Below are 21,306 nucleotides of genomic sequence, written 5' to 3' on the forward strand. Positions count from 1 at the left end.
CGCAGGCCCGTCAGCACTCGGAGTGGTCGAAGTAGCCGTCGGCCACGGTGACAGCACAGCGGGCCGGTTCCCTCTGGAACCGGCCCGCTGTCGTTCCCCGGGAGCTGCTCAGGCCACCGGCACCGTGGTCGGCGACTCGGGAATGTGGTGCACCGAGATGCGGCGTCGGAACACCCAGTAACTCCACGCCTGGTAGGCCAGGATGACCGGGACGAACACCAGCGCGATCCAGCTCATCACGGTCAGCGTGTACGGCGTGGAGGCCGCGTTCTCCACGGTCAGCGAGAACGCCGGGTCGACGGTCGACGGCAGCACGTCCGGGTACAGCGAGGCGAACCAGCCGATGACCAGCAGGGCAGTCGAGAGCGCGGTTGCCAGGAATGCCCAGCCGTCGCGCTCCGCCCGGGTCAGCAGGTATGCCACCAGCAGTGCGGCGACAGCCAGTACGCCGACTGTGACGGAGATCGCGGTGCCGCGGATGATCTGCTGCCAGCCGACGGCCAGTGCCATCAGCACGATGGCGGCCGGGCCGACCGTCAACGCCACACCGCGGGCCCTGGCCCGGACATCAGCGGTGGTCTTCAGGGCCAGGTACACCGCGCCGTGCGTGAGGAACAGGCTCAGCGTGCAGAGCCCCATCAGCAGCGCGAACGGGTTGAGCAGGTCGAAGAAGGTGCCGACGTACTCGTGGTCGGCGTCCAGCGGCACGCCCCGGACGATGTTCCCGAACGCCACACCCCAGAGCAGCCCGAGCACCCAGGAGGTGATCAACATCGCCCAGTCCCAGCGGGCACGCCAGACATCGCTGTGCCCCTTGCCCCGGTACTCGAAGGCCACCCCGCGGACGATCAGGCAAACCAGGACGACCACCAGGGCGAGGTAGAAGCCGGAGAACATCGAGGCGTACCACTCCGGGAACGCCGCGAAGGTCGCGCCGCCCGCCGTGAGCAGCCACACCTCGTTGCCGTCCCAGACCGGGCCGATGGTGTTGATCAACACCCGGCGGCCCTTCTCGTCCTTACCGACCAGCCGCAGCAGGGCACCGACGCCGAAGTCGAAACCCTCCAGGACGAAGTAGCCGATCCAGAGGATCGCGATGAGACCGAACCACAAATTATTGAGCCACACGGCGATTGCTCCTCCGACGGTACTGAGCTGAACGACTGCTGAGCTGAACGACTGCTGAGCTGCAACTGAGCTGCACCTGCTGAGCTGCACCTGCTACGAGCTGGACGACCGGGCAGAGCGGGATCCACTAATAGGCGAAGGCCATCGGCTTTTCGCCCGGCTCGCTGGATGAATCGCCGTCGCCACCATCGCCGTCGCCGGCGGATCCGCCCCGTGGCCGGCGCTCGATCGAGGCCAGCGCCTCCTGCTCGGTCGGGGGACCGATCTTGACGAACTTGATGACCAGGCCTACCTCGATGATCGCGAGGATCCCGTACACGGCGGTGAAGATGATCAGCGACGTCAGCACCGCGGCGCCGGACACCGATGGTGAGACGGAGTCCTCGGTCTTGAACAGGCCGACCACGGTCCAGGGCTGGCGGCCCATCTCGGTGAAGATCCAGCCGAAGGAGTTTGCGATGACGGGTCCCGCGATGGAGATCATCGCAAGGCGCCAGACCCACTTGTTCTTCGGCAGACGACCTCGGCGGGTCAGCCACAGGCCGACCAGCGACACCAGGATCATCACGAAACCGGCGCCCATCATGATCCGGAAGGACCAGTAGGAGACGGGGATGTTCGGCCGGTAGTCGCCGGGGCCGTACTGCTGCTCGAACCGCTGCTGGATGTTGTTGATGCCCTCGACGGTGCCGTCGGTGGAGCCGGTGGCCATGAAGGACAGCACCCCGGGCACCCTGATCGACCAGACCTCCTGGGATCCGTCCAGGGTTCCGATCGTGATCAGCGAGAAGGACGCACCGTCGGTCGTCTCGTACAGCGCCTCGGCGGCCGCCATCTTCATCGGCTGCACCTCGGTCATCGCCTTGGCGAGCAGATCACCGGTGACCAGTACCAGCAGTGACCCGATCAGCATGCCCACCAGCCCTAGCCGGACGGAGGGGCGGAACACGACGACGTCACGCTGCTTCATCAGGAACCACGCCGAGATGCCGGCGAACATCACGGCGCCGCTCAGGACCGAGGCCGCGATCACGTGCGAGTAGGCCCACAACTGGAGGGGCTGCGACAGCACCGCCCAGATGTCGTTCATCTCGGCCCTGCCGCGTTCCACGTCGACGGTGATGCCGACCGGATTCTGCATGAACGAGTTGGCCGCCATGATGAAGTACGCCGACAGCGCCGTGCCGATCGACACGGCCCACATACACGCGGCATGCAGGCGCGGCGAGAACTTGTCCCAGCCGAAGATCCACAGGCCCAGGAAGGTCGACTCGAGGAAGAACGCGAGCAGCGCCTCCATGGCCAGCGGGGCACCGAACACGTCGCCGACGAAGCGGGAGTAGCTCGACCAGTTCATCCCGAACTGGAACTCCTGGACGATGCCGGTGACCAGGCCGAGGGCGAAGTTGATCAGGAAGATCTTCCCCCAGAACTTCACCATCCGGAGGTACACAGGCTTCCGGGTTCGCACCCAGGCGGTCTCCGTCAGCGCGAGGAAGAAAGCCATACCGATCGTGATCGGCACGAACAGGAAGTGGTACACGGTGGTGATCCCGAATTGCCAACGGGCGATCCCCAGCGAGTCCATCGGAGCTCCTTGACGGCAGGTCGAACGGGCACCAGGCGGCGCCACGGATCAGCTTGAACTCGCATGGTCCTTCGGACAAAGGGACCAAAGTCCCTAGTTAGCTGTGCGGCCCATCACCGAGGGTTGCCAAAGTGGGTTCTACGCCACGGGCGAACTGCCCCCGTCCGGGCCCATCGGAGTGGCACGATGAAGGAGTCCCACGGAACCGACGGTCACGCCGACCACCATTGGCCCGGTATCCCAACGGCCGCGGGATGGCTCTTTCTGTAAAAGTTGTCGGGTTGCGGACGTGTCGTGCATCGCCAGTAGCGGTGCCGTCATCGAGCGTGTTCGTCGGCTCTGCACCGAAAGACCGGATTGACAGTAGCCGTGAACGGGAACGTTGACGGTGCGTGACGTACCGCCACCGCTTGCGGTGGCCGACGATGGGAGGACGACAATGACCGGAATCCTGGCCAGTCCAGCTGCACTCACCGCCGCCGACCGCTGTGACCGCTGCGGAGCAGCAGCGAGGGTCCGCGCCGTCCTGCCGACGGGCGGTGAGCTCCTCTTCTGTGGTCACCACGCCCAGGAGCACAGCGCGCGCCTCGAGCAGCTCGCCGCCGTTTTGCACCACTCCCGCGACGCGGGCTGATCTTCGCAGCGCCCGCCGGTCCTGACCGGGCCGCGGGTTCTGTTCGGCGCGGGCCCGCAGGGGTCCACACCGACGCACACCGACCAGGGGCGGTCCGTCTTCGACGGGCCGCCCCTGATTCTTTCCCGACCGAATTCCTTGCCTGCCAGCAGGTTTGGGTTGCCACCCGTTCGGCCGAACGTGCCCGCAAATGCCGTGACCCCGCCCCCCCGATGCGCGATGATGCCCGGGCAGGCGCGAACAACGCGCCCGCGAACAAAGCGCAGCGAGCGGGCGGGGAGGCGGGTCTTGGTACAACCCAGCAGGGCGGTCGGTACCCCCGCCGGTCAACCGATGCCCGCGCTGGCCGGTCGGCGCCCGCCGCGGGCGGACCCGGTGGCGGCAGCGCTGCTGTTGATCGGCGGCGCCATCGGTATCTGGCAACTGCTGCTGCCTTGGCGAGCCGTTGCGGTGGATCCGCGGGCCGCCGGGGATGACGTCTCCATCACCGGCTGGCAGGTCTACCGGCTGCTCAGGTCCGTGCCCGACGCGGCCGGCGATCTGCAGATCGCCACCTACTCCGTGTTGGGCGCCGCGGTCGGCGGCGGAGCGCTGATCGTCCTCGGGCTGGCGATGATGGCCTCCATCAACCATCGGCCGCTCGGACTTGCCGCACTGCTGGTGTCGCTGCTCTGCATCGGTGGGGCCGCCTGGATGCTGGTGCGCGCGCGGGCCATCTTCGACGTCGGGCTGTTCACCCTGTTCGCACAGGCCCAGGTTGGTTGGTACCTCTTCCTGGCGGCGGGCTTCGTCGGTCTGCTGGGAGCGTGGAAAGCACTCGCGACCGGCTGAGAATGCCGGCCGGCGACCGTCAGAGCATGCCGAGCAGGTGGTCCCGCCGCGCCTGCAGGACGTCCGGTCCGGCAGCCGCGGACGCCGGCCCCGGGACTTCCCGCCGCAGCTGCGAGTGCACCTTGGCATGCGCCGCACCCGTGCGGGCAGCCACCCTGGCGACGAGCTGGTTGACCTCCCGCCGGAGCGCGGCCGCAGCCCGCCAGGACGAGGCCTCGGTGTGCTGTCCGTCCGGCCGGTCCGCCACGCTGACCTGGGACGCGGCCTGCACGCGTCGGCGCAGGTCCGAGTCGCGGGTGGCCAGCAGGGCGGCCGTCTGCTCAGGGGTCAGCAGTCCCGGCAGCCCGAGGTACTCCTGGTCCTCGGCCGTGATCGGCCCGGCATCGACGACGGCCGGGTCGGACCCTGCCGCGGACACCGGTGTGGCGGTGACCGCGCGACCGGAGTGCAGCAGGTGCGCGAATTCGGCCTGCGAGTCGAGCACCTCGATCGCGCCTGACGCGGTCGGCTCGGCCGGCTCCAGCAGCAGGTCGAGCGCATCGAGGTCGTCCTCGACCGGAGGGGGCGGGGCCATCACGTAGTTGCGGTCGTTCTCCAGCTCGGCGGCGAGCGCCAGCAGCGGTCGCACGGCCGGCAGGAAGACGGTCGCCGATTCGCGAGGTCCGCGGGCCCGCACCACGCGACCGACCGCTTGGGCGAAGAACAACGGCGTGCGGTACGCCGTCATCCACGCCAGGCATGCGGCCCGGGGAATGTCGACGCCTTCCGAGATCATCCGTACGCAGACGGCGATGCGCTGGTCGGACGTGCGGAACCGCTCGATCCGCTTCGAGGCGGCCGGGTCGTCGGACAGGATCAGCGCGGGAGCGGTTCCGGTGATCTGCCGGACGATGGCGGCGTAGGCCCGCGCGTCGTCCTGATCGCTGGCCAGCACGATCCCGGCCGCGTCGGGCATCCCCGATTCCCGCAGGTGGGTGATCCGCTCGTCCATGGCGGCGATGACGTGCGGCACCCAGCCGCCCGCCGGGTCCAGCGCCGTCTTCCAGGCGGCGGCCTCGACCGATCTCGTCCCGGCATCGGTCAACGACGCCGCGATCACCTCACCCGCGCTGTTCCGCCACCGGGACACCCCGGTGTAGGCGGCGAACACCACCGGCCGCACCACCCGGTCGGCCAGCGCGTTGCGGTACCCGTAGGTGAAGTCGGCCACCGACCTGAGCAGCTCGCCGTCGGTCTCGTACTCGACGAATGGGATGCGCTCCCCCGGTTTGGTCCGGAACGGGGTACCGGTCAGGCTGAGCCGCCGGTGCACCTCCGCGAAGGCCTCCGCCGTGGCCTCCCCCCAGGACAGCCCGTCACCGGCGTGGTGGATCTCGTCGAGGATGACCAGCGTCCGTTGCCGACGGCACCGGGCGGCATGGATCGCCGGCCGGCTCGCCACCTGCGCGTATGTGGTGACGTAGCCGTCGGTGCCATCCGGAACCGGGCCTTGCGCGTTCGTCATGCCCGGTTCCAGCACCAACCCGACCGCCCCGGCCGCGTCGGCCCACTGCGTCCGAAGGTGGTCGGTCGGGCACACCACCACGACGCGGTCGATGACCCGGCGGCGCAGCAGCCGGGCGGCGACGGCGAGCGCGAAGGTGGTCTTGCCGGCCCCGGGGGTCGCCGTCACCAGGAAATCGCGGCGCTGCCCGGCGGTGTCGTCGTAGGCCGCCAGCGCCTGCCGCTGCCAGGGCCGCAGTTGCGACTCCGAAGGATCGACCGGACGCACGGCAACGCTCCCTGTCTCAGCTCGAACTCGTGGAAAAACCCCCGACGCCGGACGATCGCACAACAGCGATCTGGACTGTCCTGGCGGCTCGAGGGCCGGCACCGACCCTACCGCCGAGCCCGGCCCGCGACGGCCACGCGTCGCCGGTGTGGCCGACCGGATCCGCTCCCGAGCACCGCGGGCGGCAGCGGGCGGCTGCGGACGGAGCGTTTCACCCGGCGTGTTTTCGAAGCCGCCTGTTTCGACACCGCGTGTTTCGAGATGGTGTCGCAGTACCGCTGGGGGCTCGGGTCAGGGCATGCTCGTGTGGTGACCAGCGCGCCACCGCCGACCGGCGGTCCCACCCAGCGGCTGACACCCGCGGCGCCTGTGCGATCGGTCACCGCGGGCGAGACACGGTCGCTCCGGCCGTCCTCCGGCGGGCCGACCCCTCCGGGCACCCGCCGCCCGGACGGCGCGTCGGTCAACGGCAGCCGTCCGACGCCCGCCGTCGACCGCGAGTCGGTCGACTCCCGGGGTGACGCGCGGGGTGACGCAGACAACTCGGCCGAGGCGACCGCCGTCATCCACCGGTCCGCGCCTTCTCCCGCCGACTCGCTGACGGTTCCCTGGCACCGGCACGGCACCGGACCGATGCCGCTGCCCGTCCCGAAGGTGCGGCACCGCTGGCGGAAGATCTTCGGGCGCACGCTGAGCAAGGCCTGGGCCGACTCGCTGTTCGGGATGAGCTCGCAGGCGGCCTTCTGGTGCGCGCTGTCCACCGCACCGCTGCTGCTCGCGCTGCTCGGGATGATCGGCTTCATCGTCCCGTCCTACTTCCCCGCGGGCACGATCGACCAGGTCCGCGAACAGGTCCTGCTCTTCCTCAACACGATCTTCAACGAGGAGGTCGCCGACAACCTGGTCGGCGACACCGTCAATACCATCCTTCGGGACGGCCAGGCCGACGTCGTCTCCATCGGCCTGATCATCAGCCTGTGGGCGGGGTCGTCGGCGATGTCGGCGTTCGTGGAATCGATCACCATCGCCTACAACCAGCACGAGGTGCGGCACCCGGTCACCGAGCGGTTCTTCGCACTCGGCCTCTACCTGGTCGCCCTGCTGGCGGGGATCGTGTTGCTGCCGCTGCTGGCGATCGGGCCCGATTACCTGCCCAAGGTGTTCCCGGAGTCCTGGCGCGCACAGGTCGCCGACATCGTCAACTTCGCGTACTACCCCGTGCTGGCGCTGGGACTCATCTTCATGCTGACCGTGCTCTACAAGGTCGCCCCCAAACACAAGCACCCCTGGTACCGAGGGGTACCGGGGGCGCTGGTGGCTGCCGCGGTCTTCATCGTGGCCAGCTTCGGACTGCGGCTCTACCTGTCGTACGTGTACTCCCACGGACTGACCTACGGCGCGCTGGCGACGCCGATCACGTTCCTGCTCTTCTACTACTTCGTCTCGATGGCGATCATCATCGGTGCCCAGTTCAACAACGCGATGCTGGAGTTCTACCCGCCGCGGCTGTCGAAGCGGGAGCAGCGCAAGTGGAACCGCTACTCCGACCCGGAGCTCGACCCGGCCGGCGACTGAGCCCGGCCGGTCGCGCCGGGCCCTTGCGGCTTCAGCCCTTCTTCATCGATTCGTAGATCTTCTTGCAGTCGGGGCAGACCGGGGAATCCGGCTTCGGCGACTTCGTCACCGGGAAGGTCTCGCCGCAGAGCGCCACCACGAAGCTGCCGAGGACGGCCGATTCGGCGATCTTCGACTTGCGCACGTAGTGGAACATCTTCGGCGTGTCGTCGTCGGTGGTGGTGTCTTCGAGCGGCTTGTCCAGCGTCTGGGTCGATGTCGTCATCGCGGGTCTGCTCCTTCTGCAAGCTGATGTCGGTGCGCTACGTCGTCCAACGGTCGGCGGCCGCCGGATGTTTCTCGGCCTTGGTTCTCTCGGGGCTGATTGGTGATGCCGGCACTGCTTCGATCATGATGCCAGTCGGAGGGCAACGGGCCGGCACGGTTTCCGAGCCCCCGACCGCCCCCCTTTCGACAGGGCACCACCGCCGTCAGCCGATCAAAGGACACCACGTGTCGCCGCTGGTCTCGATCCACCCCGAAGTCGCCGACACGCTGGCGTCGGGAGGGCCGCTGGTCGCTCTCGAGTCCACGATCCTCGCGCACGGACTCCCCCGCGGCGACAACCGCCGGATTGCCGACGATATCGAGGCCACTGTGCGCGCCGCGGGAGCCGTGCCGGCGACGATCGCCGTGCTCGACGGCCGCGTGCGGGTCGGCCTGACCGCCGCCGAACTGGACCGGCTCTGCGACTCCCCCGACATCGCCAAGCTGTCCGTTCGCGACGTCGGCGTCGCGGTCGCGCTCGGGATCAGCGGCGCAACGACGGTCGCGTCCACCTCCGCCCTTGCCGATCGCAGCGGGATCGGGGTGTTCGCCACCGGTGGTCTGGGCGGGGTACACCGCGGCGCCGGTCAGAGCTTCGACGTGTCCGCCGATCTGGGTGTGCTGGCCACCACCCCGGTGCTGGTGGTGTGCGCCGGGGTCAAGTCGATCCTCGACGTCCCCGCGACGCTGGAGTACCTCGAGACGCTGTCCGTACCGGTCCTGGGCTACCGCACCAACGCTTTTCCCGGTTTCTACCTGTCCGATTCCGGCGAGACCGTCGCGTGGCGGATCGACAGCCCCGACCAGGCGGCGGCGGTGGTCAGGGCGCGCCGCGAACTGGCGACGGACCGGGCGGGCGTGGTGCTGGCCAACCCACTGCCGCCGGACCGGCAACTCGACCCGGACCTGCACGACCGGACCCTGGCGGCGGGGCTGCAGCTGCTCGACCGCGAGGGGATCAGCGGGAAGGACGTCACACCACGCCTTCTCGAGTACTTCCACGCCGCGACCGAGGGCCGGAGCCTGCAGGTCAACGTCGCGCTGGTGCTGGCGAACGCCGCCCTCGCCGGTGCGATCGCCGCGTCACTGGCCGCTGACGCGTCCCCGGCCGGCGGCCCGGCATGACCCGCCCGCATGTGACGGTCGTCGGCGACGTGGGCCTGGACATCGTCGCGAAACTCGCCGGTGACGTCGTCTTCGGCCAGGACACCCGGGCCGCGGTCACCGTGGCGCCCGGCGGTGCCGGCGGGAACACCGCTGCCTGGCTGGCCCGGCACGACGTCGACGTCTCGCTGATCGCCAGGGTCGGCTCGGACGAGGCCGGGCGGACGGCACAGACCGAGCTCGCCGCGGCGGGCATCGACTGCCGGTTCGCCATCGACCCGGTGCTGCGGACGTGCTGTGTCGTCGTGCTCGTAGCGTCCGACGGCGACCGGACCATGCTGGCCGACCGGGGCGCGAACGCGGCCTTCTGCGTCGACGACGTGTCCCTGCCGCCCGTGCCGGGTCGGGGCCATCTGCACCTGTCCGGGTACGTGCTGCTGGACGAGGGCTCGCGGCCTGCCGCACTGGCGGCGCTCAGGCTGGCGAAGCAGGCAGGCTGGACGACGTCGGTCGATCCGCAGGCGTCCACCCACGTCGTGTCGGTGGGTTCGGACAACTTCCTGGCCTGGGTCGAGGGAACAGACCTGTTGCTGCCTAACGACTCCGAGCTCGCCGCGCTCGGCGGCCTGGACAACGCGCTGGCCTCTGTCGGCACCGTCGTGGTGACCCACGGCCGGCACGGCGCGTCGTGGTATTCGGAGTCGGAACGGATCAACGTGCCGGCACCGGAGTCCTGCGAGACGGACTCCACCGGCGCCGGCGACGCGTTCAACGCGGGGCTGCTGGCGTCCTGGCTGGCAGGCGCGCCGGCCCTGGATGCACTGCGCGCGGGGGTCGTCGCCGGGACGGCTGCCGCGGCCAGGATCGGTGCCCGGCCCGGTGTGGATCAGCCGGCGCGGTAGCTGCCCGCCGGCGGCGTCGCCGAACCTGCCGTGTCGTCGGGCGTGCTGTCGACGACCTCGCGGCCGCCGGGCGGCAGCGCACGTTCGTAGTTGATGGTTCCGGGGATGACGGTGGTCGCCTTGCGGGCCGGCCGGTCGTTCGCGATCAGCACCGCTGCCCACGGCAGCGGGATGGAGATGGCGATCACCAGGATCGCGAGCCACGGCGTCTGGTACAGCGCGGTTGCCAGGATCAGGAACGGCACCCGCAGGCTCATCATGATCATGTAGCGCTTACGGCGGGAGCGCAGCTGCTCGTCGTAGGACGGCTCCGCCCGGGTGATGACGGTGGCCTGGGTGCGCCGGGGCGATGAACCGGTGCCGGCGGCAGCACCACCGGCCGATGGATCCGCCGAGAAAGACGTCATTGCAATTCCCCGATTCCGTGCGCCGGCGGTGGGTCGATACCGCGCGTTGTCGATACCTTCTGGGGGGCGAAGCCAGCCACCGGCCAACGCACCAAAGGCCACGCTACGCCGCCGGACAAGGCGTCGGGGGCGATGTGCTGTGAGGTCTTCTACAAGTTGTGGCGGAATATCCGCGGCACGTCCGAAATCGGGCGGCGGCCCCGCGTTTTTGTTGTCGGCGCCGGCGCGGTCAGGCGGATTCCGTCGCGGGCGTCCGCTTGGCGGCCGCCTTGGCCGCCTTCTTGCTGGCCCGCACCTTCTCCAGGGAGTCCCCGTCGACGACGTCGGCCACCGACCGGTAACTTCCGTCCTCGCCGTAGATTCCGGCGGCTTCACGCCAGCCCTCCGGCTGCACCCCGTACTGCTTGCCGAGCAACGCCAGGAAGATGCCGGCCTTCTGGGCGCCGAACCCCGGCAGCGACGCGATCCGCTCCCGCAGTTCGTCACCGGTCCGCACATCGCCCCACAGGTTTGCGGCGTCGGCGTCGTAGGAGTCCACCAGCACCCGGCAGACGGCTTGGACCCGTTTCGCCATCGCACCCGGGAACCGGTGCACCGCAGGGCGTTCGGAGCAGACGGCGGCGAAGTTGTCCGGATCGGCGTCGGCAATGGCGCGCACGTCCAGCCGGCCGCCCATCCGTTCGGCGATCACCGCGGGGCCGGCGAAGGCTTTCTCCATCGTGACCTGCTGATCCAGCACCATGCCGATCAACAGTGCGTTCGGGTCCGCGGACAGCAGGGCATCGGCCCGCTCGTCCCCGGTCAGGTGCAGTGCGGCCGCCGTCATGGCTGCCAGCCTGGCACAGTCCGCTGCCCGTCGTCACGGTCGGGCGGCGGGGAAGCAAACGACCGCATGGGCGGCACAGTGGCCCGATCCGTTGATCCGACCGGTGCGGTCCATAGGTGATCGGCGCGGACCGTCCTACTCTGCAAGACATGACCTCCACGAGGGTGTCGATCCGCAGTCACCGGCGACTCCGGGTGCCCGGGCTCGCCTTCCGCCGAGCGTTGTTGACGCCCGCGGGCTGGATGGCCGTGCTCGCCCCGGGGGCCGCGGCCGGTGCGGCGCTGGCCGTGACCGCGTCCGGCCGCCGTCCCGCCGCCGGGCGGCTGGCCACCGGCATCGGGGCCGGCGCGCTGACCGGTCTGCTGATCACCAGGGCGGTCGACGAGGTGCAGTGGCGACGCAGCGCGGTGTCCCTGCCCGTCGACGAGCCCGATGCCGCGCTGGACCTGATGCAGGCCGTCCGCGCGGAGGGCGTGCAGGCAGACATGGTGCGCGCCGACGCAGAACCCGACCCGGGCCGCCGGCATTACGCCCTGCGGTACCGGGCCAAGGACGACCGCCGGGTGCGCGCCGTGTTCGCCCGGCAGCAGCGCTGATTTCTCGCTCGACGGTCGCGCCGGCCGCGCAACCCCGCGCACTACCCTTCGGCCGGTGACCCCGACTCTCCCGTTCTCCGACCCGAACGTCGTCGACCGGCTCGGTGCCGACCTGCGCGCAGCCGGCTACGACGCCGACGCAGTGCCCGAGCTGCTCGGCCGCAGTGCCCACCGGGCGCTGGGCCGTGGCGAGCTCGCACCCGCGCTGCGCGGGACCAGGGACGGCTCCGCGCTGTCGACGCTGATCAGGCTGTTCCTGTTGGGCGCCACCGAGGATCAGCGCACCGTCGGTGCAGCGCTCGGGCGGACCGGCATCGCGGACGCCGTCCTGAACGGTGTGCTGGAGCCCAGCGGAAACGGCTTCCGCGCCGCTCTGGACATCCGGCCCTACTCCGCGGATGCGCAGGACTACCTTCTCGTCTCCGACCTGGACTCGGACACCCGGCCCGGTCCGGTGCGCGAGGACCACGTGCTCGGCCTCGGCGCCGCCTCGATCACCTTGGCCCGGGCGGTTGTCCGGCGACCCGTGCAGCGGGCCCTCGACCTCGGGACCGGCAGCGGCATCCAGGCGCTGCACCTCGCCGGCCACGCCCGCGAGGTGGTCGCCACCGACACGAACCGCCGCGCGCTGGCCTTGGCCGCTGCGACCGCGCGGTTGAACGGGCAGCAGTGGGATCTGCGCGCCGGCTCGCTGTTCGAACCGGTGGCCGAGGACACATTCGACCTCATCGTCTGCAACCCGCCGTTCGTCATCGGCGACGGCGAGCAGCGGTTCTCCTACCGGGATTCGGGCGTCGCCGGGGACGGTCTGTGCCGTGCGCTGATCGGCGGCATCGCCCCCCACCTGCGGCCCGGCGGTACCGCGCAGCTGCTGGCCAATTGGATCGTCCGGGACGGCTCGGACTGGCGCGACCGGGTCGGCGGCTGGGTCTCCGGCACCGGTTGCGACGCCTGGGTGGTGCAGCGCGAGTTGGCCGACCCGGCGGAGTATGTCGGGCTGTGGCTCAGCGATGCCGGTGAGGACGCCCGGTCGGCCGGATCGGACCGCACCGGTGCTGATCGGGACGCGGCGACCGCGCTCGCGGAGCGCTGGCTGGACTACTTCGCCGCCGAGAACGTCGCCGGCATCGGCATGGGGCTGATCACTCTGCAGCGCAACGACTCTCACGACCCGTCTGTCACCATGGACGAGATCACCGGGCCTGACGAGGACCTCACCGGTGACGAGATCGACGGCTTCTTCCGGCGGCGGGCGTGGGTCGAGGGTCGGACCGACGCCGACCTGCTCGCGAGCCGGCTTGCGCTCTCCCCGCAGGTGATGCTCGAGCAGCGCTCGCTGGCCGGGCACGAGGGTTGGACGACGGTCCTGCGGCTGCTGCGACGGGTGGGTGGCCCCGGGGCGACGCTGCAACTCGACGAGTGGGGGCAGGCGCTGCTGGGCGGCTGTACGGGCACCGTTCCGCTGCAGCTGCAGGTCGACCTGCTGGCGGCGGTGCACGGGCTGTCCCCGGACGCGCTCGCCGACGCCGTACTGCCGGCCGTCCGGGTCGCGGTGGTCAGAGGACTTCTGCTGCCCGTGGAATGACGGTCAGCCGGCCGGCAACCGCAACCGGCCGGACCGGTGCGCGGCGACCTTGCCGGCGAGTACGCCTGCCAGCGCCCCCGCCGTGAGCACGCGCCCGGCACTGAACGCCGAGAGCAGGGACAGCACGGATCCCACGGACAGGGCGGAGGCGACCGACGCCGCCGACATCACCGAGGCGATGGACAGCACCGAACCCGCGGATCCGATGGACAGGATCGAGCCGGCCGAGCCGATCGACAGAATCGAGCCGGACGACCCGATGGACAGGATGGAGCCCGCCGAGCCGACGGACAAAAGTGAACCGGCGGACCCGATGGAGCGCCGGGAACCTGCCGAGCCGTGGGTTCCGGCGGTGTGCTGGTGTTTCATCGGGACATCCTGCCCGTCCGCGGCACCGCCCGCAGGCCGACCCGACCGTGGCGGCCGAGCACGGTGAGCAGCCGAACGCGATGTGCAGCCACATGCGGTGAGCAGCCACATGCGGTGATCGGGGGTGGATGCGACGATGACGCGGTGCGAGCCGTTGCCAGCAGGGTCAGCAGTGCCGATGTCAGCGTTGACGGCTCGGTGGTCGGGCGGATCGACCGGGAAGGCCTGCTGGTGCTGGTCGGCGTGACGCACACCGACACGGTCGACACCGCGCGGCGCCTCGCGGGGAAACTGCTCGAGATGCGGATCCTGCGCGGTGACGAATCCTGCGCATCCGCCGGCGCACCGCTGCTGGTGGTCAGCCAGTTCACCCTGTACGCCCGGACGGACAAGGGCCGACGGCCGTCATGGAGCAATGCGGCCTCCGCGGACCGCGCCGAGCCGCTGGTGGTGGAGGTCGTCGAGGAACTCCGTCGCCGGGGCGCCAAGGTCGAAACCGGCGTCTTCGGCGCGACGATGGCGGTGCAGAGCGTCAACGACGGGCCGTTCACCCTCCTCATCGAGGTGTGACGATCACCGCAGGCTCCGTTTGCATCCGATCGGCATTTCTCACGGTGCGCAGATAACCGTTACGCAGCGCACTTGAAATGGCGTTGGGATGCGTCGTCGTCACCCCTTGTGAAGGCATTCACATGGACTTCTCATCGTCGGCACACCCCCTGCCACAGCCTCGCGGGTTTATCTGATCCGCAAGCATCATTCCGTCGGGCGGCCCCCATCCGCAGGCGCTGAGAACGTCGGATCAGGGAACTAAAACAGGGCTGACAGGCGTTCGAATAATTGCCGGGTCGACAGTGATCGGTCCGCTGAACGTGATGAAGGGAGCATGACATGGCCGCCACTTCCCTTGCGACGACCGATAAGAGCGCTGCTGCCACGGCCGCTGCCGACAGGGCCGCTGCCAAGGCCCGCGCAATAAGCCGCGAAGAAGATCTCGACGCCCAGGGTCCGTCCGCGGATCTGGTCAGGGTGTACCTGAACGGAATCGGCAAGACCGCACTGCTGACCGCCGAGCAGGAGGTCGATCTGGCCAAGCGCATCGAGGCCGGCGTTTTCGCCACCCACATGCTGGATTCCGGAAAGCGGCTCTCTCCGCAGCGCCGTATCGACCTGAAGATGATCGTCCGCGATGGCGCACGGGCCCGCAATCACCTGCTGGTCGCCAACCTCAGGCTGGTTGTCTCGCTCGCCAAGCGCTACACGGGTCGCGGCATGCCGCTGCTGGATCTCATCCAGGAGGGCAACCTGGGCTTGATCAGGGCCGTCGAGAAGTTCGACTACACCAAGGGTTTCAAGTTCTCCACCTATGCCACCTGGTGGATCCGGCAGGCAATCTCGCGCGGCATGGCGGATCAGGGCAGAACGATCCGGCTCCCCGTCCACCTGGTCGAGCAGGTCAACAAGCTGTCCCGGCTGAAGCGGGAACTGCACCAGCAACTGGGCAGGGACGCGACAATGGCTGAGTTGGCGAACGAGTCCGGCATCCCGGAGGAGAAGATCGCCGACCTGCTGGACCACGCCAGGGACCCGGTCAGCCTGGACATGCCCGTCGGTTCCGACGAGGAAGCCCCGCTGGGCGACTTCATCGAAGACAGCGAGTCGACCTCCGCCGAGGCGGCAGTCGTCGCGGGATTCATGCACGACGACATCAACCGGGTGCTCCGCACGCTGGACGAGCGGGAGCAGACCGTCGTCCGGCTCCGTTACGGGCTCGATGACGGTCGGCCGCGGACGCTCGACGAGATCGGCCGGGTCTTCGGCATCTCCCGCGAACGCGTTCGGCAGATCGAGCGCGACTCGATGGCGAAACTGCGGGTCGGCGATCGGTCCGAGGTTCTTCGGTCGTACGCCAGCTGACAGCATCACGGTAAGGCCACGGTCCGAGGACCGTTGGTCACGCCGTTACCAGAGAGACCGGGTCTGCCGATGGCGGGCCCGGTCTTTCGTCTGTGCGGTGCAATCCGCGAACCACCCGGGACGGATAGCTTCCGCGGCTGCCTGTTCTGCGAAGATCCTCCCGTGGCTACCTCTCCGTCCCCCACGGCGACCCAGAAGTCCGGCGCCGGACTGGTGCTGCTGGTGCTGGCCAGCGGTCAGTTCCTGATGACGCTGGACAGCTCGGTGATGAACGTGTCGATGACGACCGTTGCCGCCGACCTCGGCACCACCATCACCGGCATCCAGACCGCCATCACCCTCTACACGCTGGTCATGGCCACGCTGATGATCACCGGCGGCAAGCTCGGCACGATCATGGGACGGCGCAAGGCGATGGGGATCGGCCTGGTCATCTACGCCGTCGGTTCCTTCACCACCGCGATCGCACCCAACCTCGCCGTGTTGCTGATCGGCTGGTCCCTGTTGGAGGGAATCGGCGCGGCCTTGATCATGCCGGCGATCGTCGCGCTGGTCGCCTCGAACTTTCCGCCCGACAAGCGGTCGGCCGCCTACGGGATGGTCGCCGCGGCGGGAGCCGTTGCCGTCGCCGCAGGACCGTTGATCGGCGGCGCCGTCACCACCTACGCGTCCTGGCGCTACGTGTTCATCGGCGAGGTCGTCCTCGTGCTCGCCATTCTTGCCGTTCTGCGCAAGGTGAACGACGTGGCCCCGACCCCCGGCCGCGTCGACCTGATCGGGTCGCTGCTGTCCATCATCGGCCTCGGCCTGTTCGTTTTCGGGGTGCTCCGCTCCAGTGAGTGGGGCTGGGTGATTGCCAAGCCGGGCGCGCCGTCGTTGCTGAACGTCTCGCTGACCGTCTGGTGCATCGCCGGCGGCCTTTTGGTCGTCTACGGGTTCCTGCGCTGGGAGACCCGCCTGGAAGCGATCAACGCCGCGAATCCCGCCGCACTGGAGCCGCTGGTGCGGCCGAGCATGCTCGCGAATCGGCAGCTGACCGGCGGGCTGAGCATGTTCTTCGCCCAGTTCATGATCCAGGCCGGCGCTTTCTTCGCGGTGCCGCTGTTCCTCTCGGTGGTCCTCGGGCTGACCGCCCTGGAAACCGGCGTCCGGCTGGTCCCGCTGTCGATCGCACTGCTGGTCACCGCGATCGGCGTCCCGAAGCTGTGGCCCAAGGCGAACCCGAGACGGGTGGTCAGACTCGGCCTGCTGCTGATGATCGTCGGGATCGGCTTCCTGGTCGCCGGGATGGACCCGGACGCCGACGCCGCGGTGCTCACCATCCCGATGGTGCTGATGGGCCTGGGCCTCGGCGCGCTGGCATCCCAGCTGGGCGCCGTCACGGTGTCAGCGGTGTCGCAGAAGGAGACGGCAGAGGTCGGTGGGCTGCAGAACACCGCCACCAACCTCGGTGCCTCGATGGGCACCGCCCTGATCGGCTCGGTGCTGATAGCGACCCTGAGCAGTGTGGCCCTGACCGGCGTCGCCAGCAGCCCGGAGATCAGTGATTCGCTGAAGTCGCAGATCTCCACGGAGCTGGTGGGCGGCGTGCCTTTCGTTTCCGACGACCAGCTCGCTGCCGGACTGGCGAATGCCGGCGTCAGCCAACCGGAGATCGATACCATCACCGAGATCAACGCCGAGGCGCGGCTCGAGGCATTGCAGGTCGCGTTTGCGCTGGTCGGACTGATCGCCATCGGGGCGCTGTTCCTGACCGCCCGGATCCCGACCGTTCCGCCGGGAAGCCCCAGGACGCATGAGCCCGAACCGGAGCCGAAGGCCAACGCACCGGACTGACCGGGCGCCCGGGTATCGCCCTCGGGCCGGTCAGAGCAATCGGCGGCGGGCGTCCGGCTGCGCGGCCGGCGGACCGATCCGCGCGGTCGCACCGGTCACCATCACCCCGGCCGGCCCGGCCAGCACCGGCTGCAACTGCAACTGCATCAGCTCGGGCAGATCGTCGGCCATCACCGACAGCCGCAGAGCGAGGTCGATGAGCGGCTCCCGCGGCACGACCCGGGTTCCCCGATACCCGTTCAGCAGCGGGGCGGCCCGGGGCGCGCCGATCAGGTCGGCGGCGTCGGCGTCGGTCAGCGGGACGGCCCGGTAGGCCCGGTCGTCGAGCAGTTCGGTGGCGACCCCGCCGATGCCGAACGAGATCAACGCGCCGAAGGAGGGGTCAGCGGTGATCCGGAAGACCGTCGGCACCTCCGCGTACTCCCGCGGCACCTGCTTCTGCACGTACAGCCACGGCCCCGCGATGGTCAGCAGGTTGTCGTACTCGCGCCGCAGCTGGTCCGGGGACTCCACCCCGAGCCGGATGCCGGACTGGTCGAGCCGGTGCCGCAGCGCCTGGTCGAACGACTTGAGCGCGACCGGGTAGCCGATCGCCTCCGCCGCGGCGAGTGCCTCGTCGACGGAGCCGATCGCCGTGAACGCGGCGATGTCGATGCCGTAGCAGTGCAGCAGCGAGACGACCTCGATGTCGGTGGTGGCGCGTTCCCGATCGTCCTTCGCACGCATCCGGTTGATCGCCACTCTCGCGGCCGCGGCGTCGATGCCCGGCAGCTCGGGGACGTTGCCGGGCGGCCGGGCCAGCCAGCTGCCGTACCGCACCGCGTGCGCGAGAGCGGCGACGGCGCGCTCCGGTGTGCGGAACGAGGGCAGCGTCCCGCGTCCCGCGCTGCCGTCGTCGGACCGGACCACCAGATGCTGCAGGAGCCCGTCGACCGCGAGGAAGGTGGTCACCACCGGCACCCGTGCCTTCATCACGGCCTCGTGCAGCGCGGCCGCGTGCCGGTGGCCCTGGGTGGCGACGGACGGCGCGTAGACCACGACAAGTGCGTCGACGTCGTCCCGCTCGGCCGCGGCGCTGACCGCGGCGGCGAGCGCCTTGGCACTGACGGCCGCACCCAGATCGCGGGCGGCGCCGTCGACGATCATCATGCCCTCGTCGATCCCGGCGTCAACCGCGAGCATGCCGAGGGCGCTGGAGTTGCCGATGATGGCGATCCGGTTGCCCTTCGGCACCTGCTGGGTGGACAGCAGCTGAGCGACGTCGAATGCAGCGGTCAGCGTGTCGGTCCTGATCACCCCGGACTGGGAGAAGAGAGTGCCGACGGCCGCGTCGGAGACGTGTTGCGAGCTGGCGGCGAGACCGGGACTGAGCGCGGCGTGACGGCCGGACTTCACGGCGATCACCGGCTTCTTCCTGGCGAGAACCCTTGCCAGCCGGGCGAACTTCCGCGGATTACCGAAGGATTCCAGGTACAGCAGCACGACCTCGGTGCGGTCGTCGCCCTGCCAGAACTGCAGGAAGTCGTTGCCGGAGACGTCGGCCCGGTTACCGGCCGAGACGAAGGTCGAGATCCCCAGCCCACGCGCCGCGGCGTCCGCGAGGATGGCGATGCCCAGCGCCCCGGACTGGCAGAAGAAGCCGATCCGGCCCGGCGGCGGCACCACGGGCGCGAGGGTCGCGTTCATCCGCACCGTGGGGTCGGTGTTGACCAGCCCCAGACAGTTCGGGCCGAGCACCCGCATCCCGGCGGCCCGGGCGACGGTGACCAGGTGCCGTTGGGCCTCGGCGCCCTCCGGACCTTCGTCGGCAAAGCCGGCCGTCATCACCACCAGCCCGTGCACACCCTTGATCCGGCACGACTCGACGACCTCGGCGACCTTCGCGGCCGGCACCGTGACGATGGCCAGATCGACGTCGTCGGGGATGTCGATCACCGAGCGGTACGCGCGGACGCCGCGGATCGACCCCACTTCGGGATGCACCGGGAAGACCGGGCCGGTGAAATCGCTGGTCAGCAGGTTGACCAGGACCGCGTGCCCGAGCTTCGTCTGTTCGGTGGAGGCGCCGATGACCGCGATCGACCGCGGCGACAGCAGCCGGGCGATCGACCTGGCCTCCGCGCGATGCTCCCGCGCGATCATCACCTCGCGGGACTTGTCCGTCGGCTGGATGTCGAAGACGAGGTCGACCACCCCGGAGTCGTACTCGCGGCGCACGGAATACCCGGCGTCGAGGAAGACCCTGAGCATCGAGGTGTTCTCCCCCAGCACCTCGGCGGTGAATCTGCGGATGCCGCGTTCCTGCGCGGCGGCGGCCAGGTGCTCGAGCAGGATCGAGCCGAGTCCGCGGCGCTGCTGTGCGTCCTCGACGACGAAGGCGACCTCGGCGGCCTCGGTGTCACCGGTCTCGTTCCGGTGGTACGTGCCGGCCGCGATGATGTGCCCGGCGAGCACCGCGACGATGCCGGCCGAGTCGTAGTAGTTGACGCTGGTGAACAGCGAGACCTGCTCGTCGGAGACCTCGGAGAACACGGAGAAGTACCGCAGGTACAGCGTTCTCGCACTCATCCGGCCGTGCATCGCGCGGATCTCCGCGGCGTCGGCCGGCCCGGACGGACGCAGGTGCACCACCCCGCCGTCGGCCAGCAGGACGTCGGCCTCCCAGTGCTGCGGGTACGGGGCGTCCTGCACCTGGGTCGCGACCGCCGTGAGCGAGACCGCCTGCGGGTCAGTCACGCGGATCGTGCGGATCGAGTCCGTGCAGCGGATAGAGCTCGGAGCGGGTGTCGCCGATGGCCCGGTCCACCGTCATGCCGTCGGTGCCGTCCCACTTGTCGTAGGCCACCAGACCGGTGGTGCCCTCGTTCATCACGGTCGGCAGTTCGACGTCCGGGCGCGCGGTGCCGGCCTCGGCCAGCCAGTTCGGCGGCATCGCCGTCGCCGGGTCGAGGTCGTGCCCGGAGACGATGGCCATCATGTGCGTCCAGGCCCGCGGCACCACCCGCACCGGCGCGTAGCCACCGCCGCCCAACGCCAGCCAGCGGCCGCCGGTCACCGATTCGGCGATGTCGCGCAGCGCAAGGTAGGACGTCCGCTGGCCGTCGATGGTGAGCCGCAGGTTCGCCAGCGGGTCCTCCCGATGGGTGTCGGTGCCGTGCTGGGTGACCAGCACCTCCGGCCCGAATGCCCGCACCATCGCGGGCACCACGGCGTGAAAAGCCCTGAGCCACTGCGGGTCCGTTGTCCCGGCCGGCAACGCGATGTTGACGGCCGTGCCCTGTGCGGCGTCCCGTCCGACCTCCGCCGGGAAACCGGTTCCCGGGAACAGCGAGAGCGGCGTCTCGTGGATGGAGACCGTCAGCACCCTCGGGTCGTCGTAGAACGCCGCCTGCACACCGTCGCCGTGGTGGGCGTCGACATCGACGTAGGCGACCCGGCGGACTCCGGAATCGAGCAGCGCCTGGATGGCCAGCGCCACGTCGTTGTAGACACAGAAGCCCGAGGCGTAATCCGGCATGGCGTGATGCAGGCCACCGCAGAAGTTCACCGCGCGCTGCACCTCGCCGTGCGCGATGGCCCTGGCCGCCGCGATGGAGCCCCCCGCGATCAGCGCCGCATTCTCGTGCATCCCGATGAACACGGGGTTGTCGTCGGTGCCCAGGCCGTGCTGCAACGCGCCGAGTGCGCCGTGCTCGGAGGCATCCCGGACGGCGGCGATGTAGGCGGGAGTGTGGATGCGGCCGAGGGTCTCGTCGTCCGCCGGCTCCGGCGAAACCACCTGGTAGTGGTCCAGGACGCCGAGTTCGCCGGCCAGGGCCCAGGTCAGTTCCCAGCGCAGCGGGTGCAGCGGATGGTCTCCACCGAGGTCGTAGCCCAGCATGCGCGGGTCCCAGACCACCAACGGCGCCGTCATCGGCTCAGGCTAGTGCCA

The 21,306-nt window shown here is 69.8% G+C and carries 19 protein-coding genes; 10 read left to right on the forward strand and 9 right to left on the reverse strand.

Translation table 11 applies throughout. The features are described 5' to 3' along the window. Nucleotides 1–108: 108 nt before the first annotated feature. Together cydB and ACVBEQ_RS19025 are read right to left on the reverse strand one after the other, a co-directional pair. On the reverse strand, nt 109–1,128 hold the full coding sequence (gene cydB / locus ACVBEQ_RS19020) for a cytochrome d ubiquinol oxidase subunit II (RefSeq protein WP_447154872.1): 1,020 nt from the start codon (nt 1,126–1,128) through the stop codon (nt 109–111). 127 nt (nt 1,129–1,255) lie between these two features. Further along, nucleotides 1,256–2,716: a cytochrome ubiquinol oxidase subunit I gene (locus tag ACVBEQ_RS19025; RefSeq protein WP_447154873.1), complete on the reverse strand. Its 1,461-nt coding sequence runs from the start codon at nt 2,714–2,716 to the stop codon at nt 1,256–1,258. A gap of 439 nt (nt 2,717–3,155) precedes the next feature. Between ACVBEQ_RS19025 and ACVBEQ_RS19030 the strand changes: the two genes are divergently transcribed. Continuing rightward, nucleotides 3,156–3,350 (forward strand): DUF7455 domain-containing protein, encoded by a 195-nt coding sequence (locus tag ACVBEQ_RS19030; protein ID WP_447154874.1) that lies wholly within the window; start codon nt 3,156–3,158, stop codon nt 3,348–3,350. Between the two features lie 333 nt (nt 3,351–3,683). Continuing rightward, complete coding sequence (locus ACVBEQ_RS19035; protein ID WP_447154875.1) at nt 3,684–4,181, forward strand: hypothetical protein; 498 nt, start codon at nt 3,684–3,686, stop codon at nt 4,179–4,181. Nucleotides 4,182–4,200: 19 nt separating this feature from the next. Here the strand turns inward: ACVBEQ_RS19035 and ACVBEQ_RS19040 are convergent, their stop codons facing one another. After that, nucleotides 4,201–5,952, reverse strand: coding sequence for a DEAD/DEAH box helicase (locus ACVBEQ_RS19040; RefSeq protein ID WP_447154876.1), 1,752 nt, complete (start codon nt 5,950–5,952; stop codon nt 4,201–4,203). Between the two features lie 309 nt (nt 5,953–6,261). Here ACVBEQ_RS19040 and ACVBEQ_RS19045 point away from each other — a divergent pair, with 309 nt between their 5' ends. Further along, nucleotides 6,262–7,527 carry a YihY/virulence factor BrkB family protein gene (locus ACVBEQ_RS19045; RefSeq protein WP_447154877.1) on the forward strand — a complete coding sequence of 422 codons (1,266 nt, stop codon included), beginning with the start codon at nt 6,262–6,264 and terminating at the stop codon, nt 7,525–7,527. A gap of 31 nt (nt 7,528–7,558) precedes the next feature. On the opposite strand, the gene ACVBEQ_RS19050 is transcribed toward ACVBEQ_RS19045, so the two are convergent. Then, the gene (locus ACVBEQ_RS19050) at nt 7,559–7,792 is read right to left on the reverse strand and encodes a DUF3039 domain-containing protein (RefSeq protein ID WP_447154878.1); all 234 of its coding nucleotides are present in this window, start codon (nt 7,790–7,792) and stop codon (nt 7,559–7,561) included. Between the two features lie 227 nt (nt 7,793–8,019). On the opposite strand from ACVBEQ_RS19050, the gene ACVBEQ_RS19055 reads away from it, so the two are divergent. Together ACVBEQ_RS19055 and ACVBEQ_RS19060 are read left to right on the forward strand one after the other, a co-directional pair. Further along, complete coding sequence (locus ACVBEQ_RS19055) at nt 8,020–8,958, forward strand: pseudouridine-5'-phosphate glycosidase (RefSeq protein ID WP_447154879.1); 939 nt, start codon at nt 8,020–8,022, stop codon at nt 8,956–8,958. After that, nucleotides 8,955–9,839: a carbohydrate kinase family protein gene (locus tag ACVBEQ_RS19060; protein WP_447154880.1), complete on the forward strand. Its 885-nt coding sequence runs from the start codon at nt 8,955–8,957 to the stop codon at nt 9,837–9,839. The genes ACVBEQ_RS19055 and ACVBEQ_RS19060 overlap by 4 nt, the downstream gene beginning before the upstream one ends. On the opposite strand, the gene ACVBEQ_RS19065 is transcribed toward ACVBEQ_RS19060, so the two are convergent. Beyond that, the gene (locus ACVBEQ_RS19065) at nt 9,824–10,246 is read right to left on the reverse strand and encodes a DUF3099 domain-containing protein (protein WP_447154881.1); all 423 of its coding nucleotides are present in this window, start codon (nt 10,244–10,246) and stop codon (nt 9,824–9,826) included. The genes ACVBEQ_RS19060 and ACVBEQ_RS19065 overlap by 16 nt on opposite strands. A gap of 229 nt (nt 10,247–10,475) precedes the next feature. Further along, entirely contained in the window at nt 10,476–11,072 is a 597-nt protein-coding gene (locus tag ACVBEQ_RS19070; protein ID WP_447154882.1) for an HhH-GPD-type base excision DNA repair protein, read from the reverse strand. 149 nt (nt 11,073–11,221) lie between these two features. Between ACVBEQ_RS19070 and ACVBEQ_RS19075 the strand changes: the two genes are divergently transcribed. Continuing rightward, nucleotides 11,222–11,668, forward strand: coding sequence for a hypothetical protein (locus ACVBEQ_RS19075; RefSeq protein ID WP_447154883.1), 447 nt, complete (start codon nt 11,222–11,224; stop codon nt 11,666–11,668). A 55-nt stretch (nt 11,669–11,723) separates the two neighbouring features. Next, nucleotides 11,724–13,253, forward strand: a complete 1,530-nt coding sequence (locus ACVBEQ_RS19080) for a DUF7782 domain-containing protein (RefSeq protein WP_447154884.1) — start codon at nt 11,724–11,726, stop codon at nt 13,251–13,253. Between the two features lie 3 nt (nt 13,254–13,256). Here ACVBEQ_RS19080 and ACVBEQ_RS19085 read toward each other — a convergent pair whose 3' ends face one another. Next, a complete protein-coding gene (locus ACVBEQ_RS19085; protein ID WP_447154885.1) occupies nt 13,257–13,622 on the reverse strand; it encodes a hypothetical protein in 366 nt (121 codons plus the stop codon). A gap of 144 nt (nt 13,623–13,766) precedes the next feature. On the opposite strand from ACVBEQ_RS19085, the gene dtd reads away from it, so the two are divergent. The 3 genes from dtd to ACVBEQ_RS19100 all read left to right on the forward strand — a co-directional run bounded on the left by dtd (nt 13,767) and on the right by ACVBEQ_RS19100 (nt 17,375). Beyond that, a complete protein-coding gene (gene dtd / locus ACVBEQ_RS19090; RefSeq protein ID WP_447154886.1) occupies nt 13,767–14,192 on the forward strand; it encodes a D-aminoacyl-tRNA deacylase in 426 nt (141 codons plus the stop codon). Between the two features lie 321 nt (nt 14,193–14,513). Continuing rightward, nucleotides 14,514–15,539 (forward strand): sigma-70 family RNA polymerase sigma factor, encoded by a 1,026-nt coding sequence (locus tag ACVBEQ_RS19095; RefSeq protein WP_447154887.1) that lies wholly within the window; start codon nt 14,514–14,516, stop codon nt 15,537–15,539. A 246-nt stretch (nt 15,540–15,785) separates the two neighbouring features. Continuing rightward, nucleotides 15,786–17,375 (forward strand): MFS transporter, encoded by a 1,590-nt coding sequence (locus ACVBEQ_RS19100; RefSeq protein WP_447154932.1) that lies wholly within the window; start codon nt 15,786–15,788, stop codon nt 17,373–17,375. A gap of 30 nt (nt 17,376–17,405) precedes the next feature. On the opposite strand, the gene ACVBEQ_RS19105 is transcribed toward ACVBEQ_RS19100, so the two are convergent. Together ACVBEQ_RS19105 and ACVBEQ_RS19110 are read right to left on the reverse strand one after the other, a co-directional pair. Next, complete coding sequence (locus ACVBEQ_RS19105; RefSeq protein WP_447154888.1) at nt 17,406–20,111, reverse strand: bifunctional acetate--CoA ligase family protein/GNAT family N-acetyltransferase; 2,706 nt, start codon at nt 20,109–20,111, stop codon at nt 17,406–17,408. After that, nucleotides 20,104–21,288, reverse strand: a complete 1,185-nt coding sequence (locus ACVBEQ_RS19110; protein WP_447154889.1) for an acetoin utilization protein AcuC — start codon at nt 21,286–21,288, stop codon at nt 20,104–20,106. Before ACVBEQ_RS19110 ends, ACVBEQ_RS19105 begins: the two co-directional genes overlap by 8 nt. Between the last annotated feature and the right edge of the window lie 18 nt (nt 21,289–21,306).

Source organism: Nakamurella sp. GG22 (assembly GCF_052976845.2).

Coding starts and splice junctions, on each gene's coding strand:
- ACVBEQ_RS19025 (WP_447154873.1), bottom strand. CDS start 2,716: ATGGACTCGCTGGGGATCGCCCGTTGGCAATTCGGGATCACCACCGTG.
- ACVBEQ_RS19030 (WP_447154874.1), top strand. CDS start 3,156: ATGACCGGAATCCTGGCCAGTCCAGCTGCACTCACCGCCGCCGACCGC.
- ACVBEQ_RS19035 (WP_447154875.1), top strand. CDS start 3,684: ATGCCCGCGCTGGCCGGTCGGCGCCCGCCGCGGGCGGACCCGGTGGCG.
- ACVBEQ_RS19050 (WP_447154878.1), bottom strand. CDS start 7,792: ATGACGACATCGACCCAGACGCTGGACAAGCCGCTCGAAGACACCACC.
- ACVBEQ_RS19060 (WP_447154880.1), top strand. CDS start 8,955: ATGACCCGCCCGCATGTGACGGTCGTCGGCGACGTGGGCCTGGACATC.
- ACVBEQ_RS19065 (WP_447154881.1), bottom strand. CDS start 10,246: ATGACGTCTTTCTCGGCGGATCCATCGGCCGGTGGTGCTGCCGCCGGC.
- ACVBEQ_RS19070 (WP_447154882.1), bottom strand. CDS start 11,072: ATGACGGCGGCCGCACTGCACCTGACCGGGGACGAGCGGGCCGATGCC.
- ACVBEQ_RS19075 (WP_447154883.1), top strand. CDS start 11,222: ATGACCTCCACGAGGGTGTCGATCCGCAGTCACCGGCGACTCCGGGTG.
- ACVBEQ_RS19085 (WP_447154885.1), bottom strand. CDS start 13,622: ATGAAACACCAGCACACCGCCGGAACCCACGGCTCGGCAGGTTCCCGG.
- ACVBEQ_RS19095 (WP_447154887.1), top strand. CDS start 14,514: ATGGCCGCCACTTCCCTTGCGACGACCGATAAGAGCGCTGCTGCCACG.
- ACVBEQ_RS19100 (WP_447154932.1), top strand. CDS start 15,786: ATGACGCTGGACAGCTCGGTGATGAACGTGTCGATGACGACCGTTGCC.
- ACVBEQ_RS19110 (WP_447154889.1), bottom strand. CDS start 21,288: ATGACGGCGCCGTTGGTGGTCTGGGACCCGCGCATGCTGGGCTACGAC.